Genomic DNA, 13215 nt, shown 5'->3' with positions numbered 1-13215 from the left:
CCTACATGCACGTTCCTGAACGGGGTCGTGAGTGGCAAAGAGCGTTCTAACGCTCCTTGCCACTCACGACCACCCCGCGAAACCGCATAGACGACCCAAATTGGACACTTGTCTTCAGGAGAGTGTCTCTCGGATCCGCGGCCCGGCTTCTGCCAGCCAGTCCGGACGCTCGCCGGGGCACGACATCTTTGCCTTACCTCTCAATAGAGCGTCAGCACGAGTTTGCCTTGAACGCGTCCGGATTCGCTCAGTTCGTGCGCCTTCGCCGCCTGTTCGAGCGGGAGGACGTCGGCGATCGAAACCCGTATTGAGCCGGCGTCGGCCAAAGTGGCGATTTCGGCCAGATCCGCTCCGGACGGGGAAACGTAGAATTCGTCGAAACGGAGTCCGAGTTCCTCGGCCTTCCGCCGGACCTCCGTCCGGTCCGGACCGTGCCCGACGATGTCGATCAGCGAACCGCCCGGTTCGAGGACGTCCAGGGAACGAGGACCGTAATCGCCGGAGATCGGGTCCAGGACGACGTCGACGACCTGCGATTTCGCGAAATCGACGGTCGTGTAGTCGATGAGTTCGTCCGCGCCGAGGTCCCGGAGGAACGCGTGCTTCGCCTCCCTCGCTGTCCCGATGACGTACGCACCGCGTGCCTTCGCGATCTGGACGGCGAGGTGTCCGACCCCGCCCGCCGCGGCGTGGACGAGCACGCGGTGCCCCGGTCCGACCGGGAAGACGCGGGTGAACGGCTGCCAAGCGGTCAGCGCTGCGATCGGGAGCGCGGCCGCCTTGACGTGATCGAGGCTTTTCGGTTTCGGCGCGAGCGCGTCCTCGGTGACGACGACGTATTCGGCGTACGAGCCGTTCGGCGGGAAGGTGACGCCGTAGACCTCGTCCCCAGGCTGGAACCGCGTCCCGGCCGAGGCGACCACACCCGAGAAATCGAGTCCCACGGTCAGCGGCAGTTCGCCGATGACCAGCCCATTCCTGATCTTCCAATCCGCCGGATTCACGCCGGCGGCGTGGACGCGCACCAGGACCTGGCCGTCGCCTGGAACGGGTTTTCCGGTTTCGACGAGGTGAAGGACCTCGGGTCCGCCGAAGGAGACCTGCTGGATCTTTCGCATGCGAACGAGGATGTCGGCTATCGGTACCCGTTGTGAAGTAGGCACCCGAATGGTATCTAGGTACCTCATGGGTACCTTCGCTGAGCGGCGGATGTTCGAAGAATGGGTGGCCGTGCACGGGCGCGACTGCCCCTCGCGCACGGTCATCGAAGTCCTCGCGAACAAATGGGCGCTGTACGTCCTGGGCGCGATCCGGCGTTATGAACGGCCGATGCGGTTCAGCGAACTTCGCCGTTTGCTCGACGGGATCACGCAGAAGATGCTGACGCAGACGCTGCGCTCCCTGGAACGCGACGGGCTGATCCGGCGGGAGGTCTATCCGACCGTTCCGCCGAGGGTCGAGTACGGCCTCACCCCGCTCGGCGTCGACGTCGGGAAGCTGACGAACGCCGTCGCCGAATGGGCGGTCGAAAACGTCGACCAGATCTTCGCCGCGCGTGCCGCCTTCGACGAGAAGGCGGCGAAGGCCACCCAGTCGCTGTGATCCGGAACACAATCGAGTGAGAACCGATTTCACGACTTCGGCGTCTTGCCGGGTGTGAAGGGAACGGAACCGGACGAAGAGCAGCTCGTCCGCCGCACCGCCCAAGGCGACCGCGCGGCGTTCGAGGAGCTCTACCGACGCACGTCGCCGTGGCTGGCCGTGCGCCTGCGCCGCCGCTGCGCCGACGAGCAGATCGTCGCCGAGGTGATGCAGGAGACCTACCTCGCGGTCTGGCGCGCGGCCGGCGCGTTCGCCGGTTCGGCCGTCGGCGGGAGCGCCGTCGGCTGGCTGTGGACGATCGCCGCGAGGCGACTGGTCGACGCCTTCCGCCGCCGGGCGAAGTACGCGCAACCGCCGCCGGTCGCGGAAACGGCCGTTTCACCCGCAGCCGAAGACGAGGCACTGGCCGGTGCGGTCGGTGACCATGTCGGTGACGCGCTGCGACGGCTCGCTCCCGAACTCCGTCAGGTCCTGCAGGCCATGGTGCTCGACGGGCTGACCGTCCGCGAGACCGCGGTCCTGCTCGGCGTGCCCGAAGGAACCGTCAAAACCCGCGCAAGGCGGGCTCGGATCGCGATGCGGGAGGCGCTGTCGTGAACAAGGAACACGTGTCCGAACAGCTCCTCACCGGGTACGTCCTCGGGGACGACGGCTTGGCCGGTGACGAGGTCTGGGCGGTCGAAGCCCATCTCGAATCGTGCGCGGAATGCCGGGGGCGGCTGGCCGCGGTCAGCCTGCCGTCGGTGTCGGCGCTGGTGGACGACGTCTGGGCCGGGCTGGGGCCGAAACTCGCCGAAACGGGGCCGAGCCCGATGCGGAGCCGGTGGGCCGGACGGCTGCACACCTGGGTGACGCCGGTGATGCTGCCGTGGCTGGTGATGATCCTCCTGATCCCGGCGATCGGCTTTTTGCTGGATCGGATCGGGTTCACCGGGAGCCAGGGCTACTCGTTCGTCCAGCTCTTCTCGCCGGTGTTGCCGGTGCTCGGGGTAGCGGTGTCGTGGGCGAAGGGCCTCGACCCCGCGTACGAACTCGTCACTTCGACGCCGAGGGCCGGGCTCTACCTGCTGCTGCGCCGGACGACGGCGGTCCTCGCGGTCGTCTTGCCGATACAGGGCCTCTCGAGCTGGCTCGGCGGCGGCGGATTCGGGCTCGGTCTCCTGCCGAGCCTGGCCTTCACCACCGGGACGCTCGCGCTCGGCGGGGCGATCGGGGTGGTGCGGGCGGCCTATGTCCTCGCCGGGGTGTGGGTGGCGGTGATCTTGGCGCCCGCGGTGGCCTCACAAGGACGGGCCAGCGCGCTCGAACCCCGGCTGCTCCCGGTGTGGGGCGTGATCTTCGCGCTGACCGCGGTCGTGGTGGTGCTCCGGCGGAGCGTCTTCGGCCTGCTCACCGGATCCGAACGTTGAACGAAGGGGAGATCATGATGCGTGCTGTCGGGGCCGCGGAGGTCGCGCCGACGACCTACGCGTGGCAGATCAAAGCGGAGGGACTGAAGGTCCGGGTCGGCAAGCGCAAGTTCGCCGTGAACGGGCTCGACCTGGAACTGGGCACGGGGGTGCACGGTCTGCTCGGCCCGAACGGGGCCGGGAAGACCACGCTGATCCGGGCACTGGCGACGGTGCTCCGGCCGGCGGAGGGAGGGCTGGCGTTGCTCGGTGAATCCGTCGGGGGATTCACCGACCAGCGCCGCCTGCGCCGCCGTATCGGCTATCTGCCGCAGAATTTCGGCTTCTACAAGCGATTCACCGTTCGCGAATTCGTCGAATACATCGCCTGGCTGAAGGAAATGTCCAAAGAGGACATCCCGGCGGCGGTGCAGCGGTCGATCGAGCGGGTCGGCCTCGCCGATCGCGCCGACGACCGGATGAAGACGCTGTCCGGCGGCATGGTGCGGCGGGTCGGGATCGCGCAGGCGATCGTCAACGATCCGGACATCCTCCTGCTCGACGAGCCGACCGCCGGACTCGATCCGGCGCAGCGCGTGCGGTTCCGGGACCTCATGCAGGAACTGGGCCGGGACGCCTGTGTCGTCGTCTCGACGCATCTGGTCGAGGACGTCGCGACGGCCTGCACCGACGTCGTCCTGTTCGAAAACGGGAAGCTCGTCTTCCAGGGCACGCCGGACGAACTGGCCGCGGCCGGGAGCGAGGAGTACGTCGGCGACAGCCCGATCGAGCGCGGCTATTCGGCGCTGCTGGGGCACGAGCCGGGAAGGGGGAACTGGTGAGCACGCGCGTCCTGCGGATCGAACTCCGCCGCTCCATCGCCCCTTGGGCCACGCTCGCGATCCTGGTCGTCGCGTTCGGCTTCCTCTATTCGTTCAGCGGTCCGTGGACGAGGGCGCCGCTCGCCTGGGACGAGCAGTGGACGCACACCGCGGAGTGGACCCGGTTCCTGCTGGTGTTCCTATGGCCGATCGCGATCGGTGCCGGTGCCATCCAGGGCATGCGCGACAGCCGGTCCGGCATGATCGAACTCCTGGCCACGATGCCGCGTCCGGGCTGGCACCGGGCCGCGAAACTCGCCGCCGCGCTGGGTGGTCTACTGGCGCTGGGCTACCTGTTCGTCTTCGCCGTCGGTGCCGTTCAGGTCCCTTTCAAAGGCGGGTTCTTCACCTTCGGCTGGCTGTCGATCGTCCTGGTCGGCGTGCTCGCGATACTCGCGGGTGCCTGGATCGGACTGGGGATCGGCCGGTTGCTGCCGCATCCGCTGACCGCGCCCGCGGTGGCCATCGCCGCCTTCGTCACCGTGATCCTGTTCCAGATCGCCGGTTCGGAGGGCAGCGTGCTCGTCGGAGCCGTCCCGTCACGCGTCTCCTTGCTCTCGCCCGCGATGGACGTCATCAATGATCCGTTCAGGACGACCTCGGGCCGGATGGATCTCGGGCAGGCGGTCTGGTTCGCCGGGCTGGCCGTGACCGGATTCCTCCTGCTGGCGGCCCGCACCAGGCGGGCGAAGGGGCTCGCCGTCGTCCCCGCGCTGGTGGCGGCGGCGATCGCCGTGCCCGTTCTGCCCGCGACCATGGCCGAGGCCAAGGTCGTCGACCCGCGCGCGACGGCGATGGTCTGTGACGGCCCGGTCTGCGTCCCCCGCATGCTGGAGGCCGACCTTCCCGGTATCGCCGGGCCCGGTAAGGAAGCGTTGCGGCTACTGGGAACACTTCCGGACGCACCGGTCAAGGTCACGGCACTGGACCGGCGGGTGGACTTCGACGAGGTGCCGCCCCGTGCCGCCGACACCGTCTACGTCGACCTGCTGGATTGGTCCGTCCGTTCGCTCATGAAGTCGGGAGACCTGACGCGGGTGCTGGTCGCCGGTGCCGGGACACCGACCTGTTACACCCTCCACGGTGGCGACAGGTCCTTTTTGGACGAACTCACCGCGCGGTCGATCACGTCGAGCTGGTTCCTCGGTGAGTGGAAGATGCTCGAGGGTTCTTGGCTGAGTGAGGACAAGAAGAACGAGATCCTCCGGGACAGGGACACCTTCCAGGCGTTGCCGCCCGACGTGCGGCGCACGCGGATCATCGCGCAACGACAGGCGGGCCTGACCTGCCAGGGCAACCAGCTCGACATCCTCGTCGGCCGGGGCACCCGATGAGGTGGGCGGTGCTGTACGCGCGGTCGCGGGCCCTTCCCGCGTCGCTCGCGGCGCTGGTGGTGACCATGGCCGTGATCTGGTTCCTGGCGCACGACTTCTGGTCGGAGGTGCCGGTTTCCCTGGCGCTCACGGCGGCGATCGCGGTGACGGCCACCGGGTTGAGCGGACAGGACGCCGACCTCGACCGGACCGCCGCGATCCGGTGGATTCCCCGCCGCGGCCTGCATCTCCTCCTGATCGGCGGCCTCGGCGTCGTCGCCGTGCTGCTGCCCCGGTGGTGGGAGACGGAACAGGTGCCGGTGGAGGTCGTCGTGCGGAACGCGGCCGGACTGCTCGGGCTCGCCGGGATCGCCGCGGTGCTGTTCGGCGGGGCCTTCGGGTGGACGTTGCCGTTGCTCGGGTTCATGATCGCGTTCGCGGTCCTGGCGGGCGGGTCGGCGGATTCGGACGTCGTGGGCCGAGCGGCGGCCTGGCTCTTCCAGCCCGCCGGGGTCACGGCCGCCACGTGGACGGCCGCGGTGTTCGCCGTGGCGGGGTTCGGGACCTACGCGGTCTTCGGCGCCCGGCGCTGACCGTCCGGATAAGAACTCCTCATCGTGCCGAAGTAGGCCTCGGGCGCTCCGTCGAGGTGCTGAGGCAGTTCGTCCATGAAGGCTCGCAGCAGTGGGGTCGCGTTGTGCCGGTCGAGGTCCTCCTGCGAACGCCATACCTCGTAGAGGAAGAACCGGCCGTCTTCCTGCTCGTGGAGGTGGTACTGAAGGCTGCCCTCGTGTCCCCGGGACGGCTCGACGAGGTCCATCAGGAGCTTCCTCAGCTCGTCGGCGTGTGCGGGCTTCGGGGTCAGGAAACCGTAGAGCGAAACCGGTGCGGTCGAAGTCGTCGTCATGCGATCAACGGTAGAATGTGACACCAGTGTCAGGTTCAAGTCGCTGCCCCATGAGGTGGGTCACATGAAGATCGGGGAGCTGTCCCGCGAAACAGGCGTGGCCGTACGCCTTCTTCGCTACTACGAGGCCCAGGGCCTGCTCACCTCGCGACGCAGCGAAGGCGGCCATCGTCATTACGACGCCGAAGCCCCCGCCGCCGTCGCGCGCATCCGCACCCTGCTCGCCGCCGGGCTCCCGACCAAGGTCATCCACGAACTCATGCCCTGTTTCGCCGGTGACGGCACCGGACTCCAGGCCTGCGTTCTCGGCCACCTCAAAACCCAGTACGCCGAGCTGGACGCCCGCATAGCGGACCTCACCCAAGCCCGCTCCGCTCTAGGTGACCTCCTCGAAGCCTCCGCTCACGCCTGAACCGTGCGTCTCCGTCAGACGTTCCGGTTGTGCGGAACGAGGTCGAGCGGGTCGTGGTCCGGATCGTCGACGCCGAGGCTGATGATCCGCGACGGGTGGATCCGGATCACCGCGCCGTCGAAATGGCCGTCGGCGGTGCCGGCGCCGGTCAGCGCCTCGGCGCGACCCCGGATCTCGAGACAGCGGATCCTCGGCGGGTCCTGGGAAGGCATGTCGTCCACCACGAACGCGGCCTGCCCGTTGGCGGCCACGTTCCGGAACTTCTTGCTCTTCGCCAGTTCGTAGCCGGTGATGTCGATCGTCCGGGTTTCCGGGTTGTAGGCATAGCCGACCGGGCTGACCTGCAGAGTCCCGTTCGGCTGTGCCGTCGCGAGCCGTCCGAGTGCCTGGGTGGCGAGGAAGTCGAGTTCCGCTTCACTGAACATGAAACCCAGTCTGCGACCTCTACTTAACTGGAGGTCAAGCGAACAGGCCCTCGCCCCAGAAACCTCCTTCGCGCACGCCCGGCGGCACGGCGAAATGGGCGGATCCGGTGTGCTGCAGGTACTCCATCATCGCGTCCTTCGAGGACAACGCCTGCTGCATCGGCACGAACTGCTTGCGCGTGTCCCGGTTGAAGGCGAGGAAGAACAATCCCGCTTCGAGATGCCCGACGCCGTCGGAACCGTCGACGAAGTTGTAGCCGCGGCGCAGGATCCGCACCCCGTTCAGGTTCTCGTGCGAGGCCAGCCGGACGTGCGAGTCCTCCGGGATCAGCTTTTCGCCGCCCGCGCCGCCGACCTGGAAATCGGGGGCGTCGAATTCGGCGGCCTGGCCCAGTGGCGCGCCCGCGCCCTTCGACCGGCCGACGATCCCTTCCTGGCCCTTCAACGATTCCCGGTCCCAGGTCTCGATGTGCATCCGGATCCGCCTGGCCACGAGGTACGACCCGCCCGCCATCCACGGCTGCCCGTCTTCGGCCGTCGCCCACACCTGGTCGCGCAGGACGTCGGTCTCCTCGGCCTTGATGTTGCGTGTCCCGTCCTTGAACCCGAACAGATTCCTCGGCGTGGACTGCGCCCGCGACGTCGACGAACTGCGGCCGAACCCGAGCTGCGACCAGCGCACCGCGGTGACGCCGAAGCCCAGCCGCACCAGGTTCCGGATCGCGTGCACCGCGACCTGCGGATCGTCCGCGCACGCCTGGATGCAGATATCGCCGCCACTGCGGGCGGGATCGAGTTTGTCCTGCGGGAAAAGCGGCAGGTCGATCAGCGCGGCCGGCCGTTTCGGGGCCAGCCCGAACCGGTCGTCGAACAGCGAGGGGCCGAAGCCGATCGTCAGCGTCAGCGACGACGCCGCCAGATCGAGCGCCTCGCCGGTGTCGCTCGGCGGGGCGGCGGGGGCGCCACCGACGGCGCCCCCGGTTCCGACCTCTTGGCCCGCGGTCATCCGCCGGGCCGCGTCCGTCCACGTCCGCAGCAGCTTGACCAGCTTTTCGCGGTCCTTCGTCGTCACATCCAGCGCGACGAAATGCAGGTTCTCCTGCACCGGCGTGACGATCCCGGCCTGATGCTCGCCGTGGAACTCGACCACGCTCTGCGCGGCCTGCGCCGGGCTGTCGCCGCCGACGAGGCTTTTGGCGCCGATCCCCGCCGCCGCGCCGGTACCGACGAGAGCGGCACCCGCTCCCGCCATGCCGAACAGTTTCCGGCGGGAGACCCGGGTGTGCTCCGTATCCGTCATTGCGCGGCCACCTCCGCGACCTTGCTCAGCGGTTCGCTCAGCGCGTCGACGGCCGAGGCGAACTCCTTGATCCGATCCTGGCTCAGCGCGGTGTACAGCTTGAAGCCGTCACCTTCGCGCTGCTTGTCCAGCAGCGCCTGCACGTTGCCGAACTCCTTGTCCAAAGTGGACACCAGGGCCGGGTCCTTGGCCTGCAGCAGCGGGCGCAGGGAGTTGATCGCGGCCTTCGAACCGTCGAGGTTGCCCTGGAAGTCCGAGAGGTCGGTGTGCGAGAACGCCTCTTCCTCGCCGGTGATCTTGCCGGTGGCGATCTCGTCGAGCAGTTCCTTGGCGCCGTTGGCCAGGTCGAGCGCGTTCAGTTCGATCGACGCCGACTTGGTGACCAGTTCCTTGACGTCGGCGAGCAACTGGTCCGCGATCTGGTTGGTGTCCGGCTGGAGCCCGGTCACCCACAGGTCCTTCTCCAGCCGGTGGAAGCCGGTGAACTTCTGGCCCGGTTCGAGGTCGGCCTCGCGTGCGTCGATCTTCGGGTCCAGGTCACCGAACTTCTCGGCGACCGGCTCGACCCGTTCGAAGTAGACGCGAGTGCGGGCGTACGCGGCCTTCGCCTCGTCGACCTTGCCCGCCTTCACGAGGGCGACGAACTTGACCGTCTCCTCGTCGAGCGCCTTGGTGTTGTTCGCGACGTACTCCGCGTAGCTCTTGACCGCCTGCGCCTTCTGCGAGTTCGGGTCCGCCTGCTTCGCCGCTCCGCCGGTGACGGTGAAATCGCCCCGGATGCCGTTGCCGGTCATCCCCGGCTTGCACGCGGTCTGGTACTTGCCCGCCTCGGCGACCTCGACGATCAGACGCCGGTTCAGCCCGGGCGCGATGTTCTCGACCTCGCCCATGATCCGGTCGCCCTCGGCGTAGAGATAGAACTCGGTGACCTTGCTGCCCTTGTTGGTGATCTCGAAGGTCACGTTGCCCGCGTTCGCGGTGTTCACCGAGACGGCGCAGGCGCTGTCCGAGGCTTCGACCTTGATCGGGCCGCCCGCGGTGGCCGCGGGCGTGCCCTCGCCGCCACCGCAGGCGGTGAGCACCAAGGCACCGGCACCGGCGAGCACGGCGAGCGGGATCCGATGAGGCAAGGACACGGGGTCACTCCTTAACTGCGGCCGCGACGGGAGTCGCCACGGTCTTCTTCTTGGGCTTGAGGAACAGCGGCAGGACGATGGCCACGTACGCGAGCCACGCGACGGCCTGCAGGACCGTCGTCTGCTGCGAATAGTTGAAGATCCCCTTGAGCAGCGCGCCGTACCAGCTGGTCTCCGGCATGACGGCCGACGCGTCGAACGCGAGCGTGGTCAAACCGGGGAGGAACGCAGCCTCCTGCAGGTCGTGCAGGCCGTAGCCGAGGACGCCCGCAGCGACGAACACCAGCAGGACACCGGTGACGGTGAAGAACTTGCCGAGGTCGAAGCGGACGGCGCCGCGGTAGATCAGGTACGCCAGCACGATCGCGGCCAGGATGCCCGCGGTGAAGCCGATCAGCGGTTCGGTCGTCCCGCCCTGGGCGGTCTGCACCGTGGAGTAGAAGAACACCGCCGTCTCCAGGCCTTCACGCCCGACGGCGAAGAACGACAGGACGAGGACCGCGAGCGGGCCGACGTCGAGCGCTTCGTCCAGCTTTCCGCGCAGTTCGGCGGCGATCGTCCTCGACGCCTTGCGCATCCAGAAGATCATCGCCGTCACGAACCCGACCGCGACGATCGACAGCGTGCCGCCGAGCAGTTCCTGCTGTTCGAAGGACAGCTGCGCGGTGGAGTAGGTGAGGATCGCGCCGACCCCGACCGACAGCACGACCGCCACGCCGACGCCGAGCCACACCCAGCGCAGCGCGTGCCGCCGGTCGGTCTTGACCAGGAACGCGACGAGGATGCTGACGACGAGGGCGGCTTCCAGACCTTCACGCAGGCCGATGAGCGCACTCGCGAACCACACGTCGTTCTCCCTGGTCGTAGTCCTGACTGAACCTCCTGGTTTTAGGTAAGGCTTCCCTGAAAGTCCAGGGGGAGTGACGTGGTCTGAAAGCGGACGAAACGCTTGATGAGGTCTTGATCGGACGCGGTCGTCGCAAGCATCCCCAGGTCAGCGCGACCTAGGGCGATCGCATAACGAATCGGCCGCCGACGACCGGCCGGCGATACGTTTAACCATCAGTTGGCTTCGTAGACCGAATGGGTCATCGCCCAGGAGTGGCGCGAAGTAACCTGACCGGGTGGCCGAAACCACCCAGTCGAGCATCGACACCGAGGAGCGCATCGCGCGTCCTCTGCCGCCGTACGTCCCCAGGCTCGCGTTCGCGGGTGGGCTCGTGCTCACCGGCGTGGTGCTGATCATGACCGTCGGCGTGCACCGGCCGGGCGGGGAGGAACCGCCCCCGCCGGCGGCGCCCCAGCCCGCGCTCGCGGTTCCCGATCAGAAACCGCAGCCGGGGGTGGCGACGCCGCGCGCCGGGCTGGCCGCCCCGCCCGACCGGCCCACCGTGTCCGACGCGGCCGAACTCGAGACCTGGGCGAAACGGGTCGCCGCGAAGACCAAGCTCCCGGTCGCCGACCTGTCCGCTTACGGCCGGGCCGAGATGTGGCTCCGGCGGCAGAAGCCGGGCTGTCACCTCTCGTGGGCGACCCTCGGCGGGATCTCCCACGTCGAGACCGCGCAGGGCAGGCCGGGCCCGATCACGCTCGCCCCCGATGTCTGGGCCAAGCACTCCATGCGCGCCACCGGCGACGGGAAACGGCCGGATCCCCAGAACCTCGACGACGCCGCTCTCGCCACCGCCCGCTACCTGTGCGCCGACGGCGACGACATCGCGACCCCGGTGGGCTGGTGGAAGGCGATGCGGGTGTTCAACCCTGCCGTCCCTTACGTCCAGGAAGTCTTCAGCGCGGCCGACGCCTACGCGGACGCCAGCGTCGCGCCCTGATCCTCGAGCACCAGATCGAAGTTGAGCGCCGACGCCATCCGGTAGGCGTCGCCGGCCGCGACGACGAGCTGCGCCATCGGATCGACGACGTTCCCGGCCGCCCAGACGCCGTCGACGTTCGTGCGTCCCTGGGCGTCCACCTTGACGAAGCCGTCTTCGGTGCGTTCGCAGCCGATCTGGGCGAGCAGCCTGTCGTGCGGGACGAACTTCGGGCCGACGAAGACGACATCGCGTTCGACGAGTTCGCCGTCGACGAGCCGGACGCCGGTCAGCCGATCGTCCTCGACGGCGAGTTCGGACACCTTGCCGTCGACGATCCGGATACCGAGCCCGGTCAGTTTCACCCTGTCCTCGGCCGAGATCTGCCGGGTGTGCGTGAAGAAGGTCAGATCCTTGCTCCACTGCCACACGATCAGCGCCTGGTGGACCGACTTCTCGGAGGTGGCCAGCACGCCGAAGCGCTGATCACGCACTTCCCAGCCGTGGCAGTACGGGCAGTGCAGCACGTCGGTGCCGAATCGCTCCGCGACACCGGGGACGTCCGGCAGTTCGTCGGCCAGCCCGGTGGTCACCACGATCCGGCGGCCCCTGATCACCCGGCCGCTCGCCAGCTCCACCGCCTTGTCGTGCCGTAGCCGGTGGACGACGTCCTCGACGATTTCCACGCCGTACGCGCGGACTTCGTCGCGGCCTGTCGCCAGCAGTTCTTTGGGTGGAATGCCGTCCCTGGTCAGGAAACCGTGCGCGTGGGCGGCGGGCGTGTTGCGCGGGGTGCCGGCGTCGATCACGACGACCTCCCGCCGCGCCCGGCCCAGGACCAGTGCCGCGCTGAGACCCGCGACGCCACCACCGATGATCACTACGTCGAATTCGTTCTTCATGATCCCGAGCATCCGCATCCGGCCGGGATCTGGCAAAGTTCATTGCCGATTTGGCAAACTGGGGTCATGCAGGACATCGAACGGCGACTCGCCGAGGTCGGGCCGAGGCTCAAGCTGCTCCGCAAGGAACGCGGCACCACCCTCTCCGCTCTTTCGGCGGCGACGGGGATCTCTGCCAGCACGCTCTCGCGGCTCGAATCGGGCGCGCGGAAGGCCACCCTGGAGTTGCTGCTGACGTTGTCGGAAGCGCATCAGGTCCCGCTCGACGAACTGGTCGGCGAACCCGAGCCGTCCGATCCGCGGGTCCGGATGAAACCGCAGAAGTTCGGCAGGTTCACCGCCTGGTCACTGAGCGCGCAGCCGGGGCAGCCGCAGGCGTTCAAACTGCTGATCCCGGTCGAGGACATCGAACCGGTGCAACGGACGCACGAGGGCTACGAATGGATGTATGTCCTCAGTGGACGGTTGCGGGCGGTGCTCGGCGACCGTGACTTCACGATGGGACCCGGCGAGGCCGCCGAGTTCGACACGCGGGTGCCGCACTGGTTCGGGAGCGCCGGGCCGGGGCCGGTGGAGCTGCTGGTGCTGTTCGGCAAGCAGGGGGAGCGGGCCCACCTGCGGGCCAAGTCGAAATGAGAGCTGGTGACGAGCTGCCGCGTTTAGTCGGCTAAACGCGTCCGCAAGGCAGGGTCAGTCCCGCAGCGCGATCCGCGCGCTGACCTCGCTGATCGCTTCCAGATACTCCGGGATCGGGTGCATCGCCGACGCGATCCGCATCTGCGCGAGCGCCTCGGTCAACCGGCCGAGGCGCTGGAGGGTCCGCCCGAGCACGAACCGGGCGTAGTGATCGGTGGGATCCAGTTCCAGCACCCGGGTGAAGGCGCGCTCGGCCCGCCGCAACTGTGCGGAGTGGAAGTACGCGCGCCCCGCCAGCAGCTGCACGCTCGGTTTGTCGGTTTCTTCCTCCAGCAACGGCTCGAGGGCCTTGAGGGCGTCGAGCGGCCTGCGGCTTTCGACCAGTGCCTCCGCCTGCCGGAAGGCACGGAACCGGGATTCGCCGGACGAGTCCGGACCGGGTTCTGGGTCGGGTTCGGCATCCATCATGGTCCGCTCCACGATACGCCTGGGCAGGGTCGTT

At 68.3% G+C, this 13215-nt stretch carries 17 protein-coding genes; 9 read left to right on the top strand and 8 right to left on the bottom strand.

Translation table 11 applies throughout. From position 1 onward, the window contains the following. Window positions 1-200 precede the first annotated feature (200 nt). Window positions 201-1118 carry an NADP-dependent oxidoreductase gene (locus tag L324_RS31440; protein WP_037317301.1) on the bottom strand — a complete coding sequence of 306 codons (918 nt, stop codon included), beginning with the start codon at window positions 1116-1118 and terminating at the stop codon, window positions 201-203. Between the two features lie 67 nt (window positions 1119-1185). Here L324_RS31440 and L324_RS31435 point away from each other — a divergent pair, with 67 nt between their 5' ends. Genes L324_RS31435 through L324_RS31410 form a run of 6 tightly spaced genes read left to right on the top strand, consistent with a single transcriptional unit; the run spans window position 1186 to window position 5777 of the window. After that, window positions 1186-1602 (top strand): winged helix-turn-helix transcriptional regulator, encoded by a 417-nt coding sequence (locus L324_RS31435; RefSeq protein ID WP_051174192.1) that lies wholly within the window; start codon window positions 1186-1188, stop codon window positions 1600-1602. A gap of 54 nt (window positions 1603-1656) precedes the next feature. Then, a complete protein-coding gene (locus L324_RS31430; RefSeq protein ID WP_037317298.1) occupies window positions 1657-2199 on the top strand; it encodes an RNA polymerase sigma factor in 543 nt (180 codons plus the stop codon). Beyond that, window positions 2196-3011, top strand: a complete 816-nt coding sequence (locus L324_RS31425) for a zf-HC2 domain-containing protein (protein ID WP_037317295.1) — start codon at window positions 2196-2198, stop codon at window positions 3009-3011. Before L324_RS31430 ends, L324_RS31425 begins: the two co-directional genes overlap by 4 nt. Before the next feature lie 17 nt (window positions 3012-3028). Further along, window positions 3029-3832: an ABC transporter ATP-binding protein gene (locus tag L324_RS31420; RefSeq protein WP_037318724.1), complete on the top strand. Its 804-nt coding sequence runs from the start codon at window positions 3029-3031 to the stop codon at window positions 3830-3832. Beyond that, complete coding sequence (locus L324_RS31415) at window positions 3829-5205, top strand: ABC transporter permease (protein ID WP_037317292.1); 1377 nt, start codon at window positions 3829-3831, stop codon at window positions 5203-5205. The genes L324_RS31420 and L324_RS31415 overlap by 4 nt, the downstream gene beginning before the upstream one ends. Beyond that, window positions 5202-5777: a hypothetical protein gene (locus L324_RS31410; RefSeq protein WP_037317289.1), complete on the top strand. Its 576-nt coding sequence runs from the start codon at window positions 5202-5204 to the stop codon at window positions 5775-5777. The genes L324_RS31415 and L324_RS31410 overlap by 4 nt, the downstream gene beginning before the upstream one ends. On the opposite strand, the gene L324_RS31405 is transcribed toward L324_RS31410, so the two are convergent. After that, window positions 5750-6091 (bottom strand): putative quinol monooxygenase, encoded by a 342-nt coding sequence (locus L324_RS31405; protein ID WP_037317286.1) that lies wholly within the window; start codon window positions 6089-6091, stop codon window positions 5750-5752. The two genes, L324_RS31410 and L324_RS31405, sit on opposite strands and share 28 nt — an antisense overlap. Window positions 6092-6155: 64 nt before the next feature. On the opposite strand from L324_RS31405, the gene L324_RS31400 reads away from it, so the two are divergent. After that, a complete protein-coding gene (locus L324_RS31400; protein WP_037317283.1) occupies window positions 6156-6503 on the top strand; it encodes a MerR family transcriptional regulator in 348 nt (115 codons plus the stop codon). Between the two features lie 14 nt (window positions 6504-6517). On the opposite strand, the gene L324_RS31395 is transcribed toward L324_RS31400, so the two are convergent. Genes L324_RS31395 through efeU form a run of 4 tightly spaced genes read right to left on the bottom strand, consistent with a single transcriptional unit; the run spans window position 6518 to window position 10211 of the window. Next, complete coding sequence (locus L324_RS31395) at window positions 6518-6928, bottom strand: PPOX class F420-dependent oxidoreductase (RefSeq protein WP_037317280.1); 411 nt, start codon at window positions 6926-6928, stop codon at window positions 6518-6520. Between the two features lie 34 nt (window positions 6929-6962). Continuing rightward, complete coding sequence (gene efeB / locus L324_RS31390; RefSeq protein ID WP_037317275.1) at window positions 6963-8228, bottom strand: iron uptake transporter deferrochelatase/peroxidase subunit; 1266 nt, start codon at window positions 8226-8228, stop codon at window positions 6963-6965. Beyond that, a complete protein-coding gene (gene efeO, locus L324_RS31385) occupies window positions 8225-9358 on the bottom strand; it encodes an iron uptake system protein EfeO (RefSeq protein ID WP_081736554.1) in 1134 nt (377 codons plus the stop codon). The genes efeB and efeO overlap by 4 nt, the downstream gene beginning before the upstream one ends. Before the next feature lie 10 nt (window positions 9359-9368). After that, entirely contained in the window at window positions 9369-10211 is an 843-nt protein-coding gene (efeU, locus tag L324_RS31380; protein WP_037317269.1) for an iron uptake transporter permease EfeU, read from the bottom strand. A 277-nt stretch (window positions 10212-10488) separates the two neighbouring features. Between efeU and L324_RS31375 the strand changes: the two genes are divergently transcribed. Further along, complete coding sequence (locus tag L324_RS31375) at window positions 10489-11196, top strand: lysozyme family protein (protein WP_037317266.1); 708 nt, start codon at window positions 10489-10491, stop codon at window positions 11194-11196. Here the strand turns inward: L324_RS31375 and L324_RS31370 are convergent. After that, window positions 11169-12089 carry an NAD(P)/FAD-dependent oxidoreductase gene (locus tag L324_RS31370; protein WP_037318722.1) on the bottom strand — a complete coding sequence of 307 codons (921 nt, stop codon included), beginning with the start codon at window positions 12087-12089 and terminating at the stop codon, window positions 11169-11171. The two genes, L324_RS31375 and L324_RS31370, sit on opposite strands and share 28 nt — an antisense overlap. A 54-nt stretch (window positions 12090-12143) precedes the next feature. Between L324_RS31370 and L324_RS31365 the strand changes: the two genes are divergently transcribed. Further along, window positions 12144-12713 carry a helix-turn-helix domain-containing protein gene (locus L324_RS31365; protein ID WP_037317263.1) on the top strand — a complete coding sequence of 190 codons (570 nt, stop codon included), beginning with the start codon at window positions 12144-12146 and terminating at the stop codon, window positions 12711-12713. A 54-nt stretch (window positions 12714-12767) separates the two neighbouring features. On the opposite strand, the gene L324_RS31360 is transcribed toward L324_RS31365, so the two are convergent. After that, complete coding sequence (locus tag L324_RS31360) at window positions 12768-13181, bottom strand: tetratricopeptide repeat protein (RefSeq protein WP_037317260.1); 414 nt, start codon at window positions 13179-13181, stop codon at window positions 12768-12770. Between the last annotated feature and the right edge of the window lie 34 nt (window positions 13182-13215).

The sequence above is a fragment of the Amycolatopsis orientalis DSM 40040 = KCTC 9412 genome, assembly GCF_000478275.1.
GTDB classification, from domain to species: Bacteria; Actinomycetota; Actinomycetes; order Mycobacteriales; family Pseudonocardiaceae; genus Amycolatopsis; species Amycolatopsis orientalis.
The sequence above is the reverse complement of the archived record's forward strand: the minus strand, read 5'-3'. Positions and strand labels throughout refer to the sequence as shown.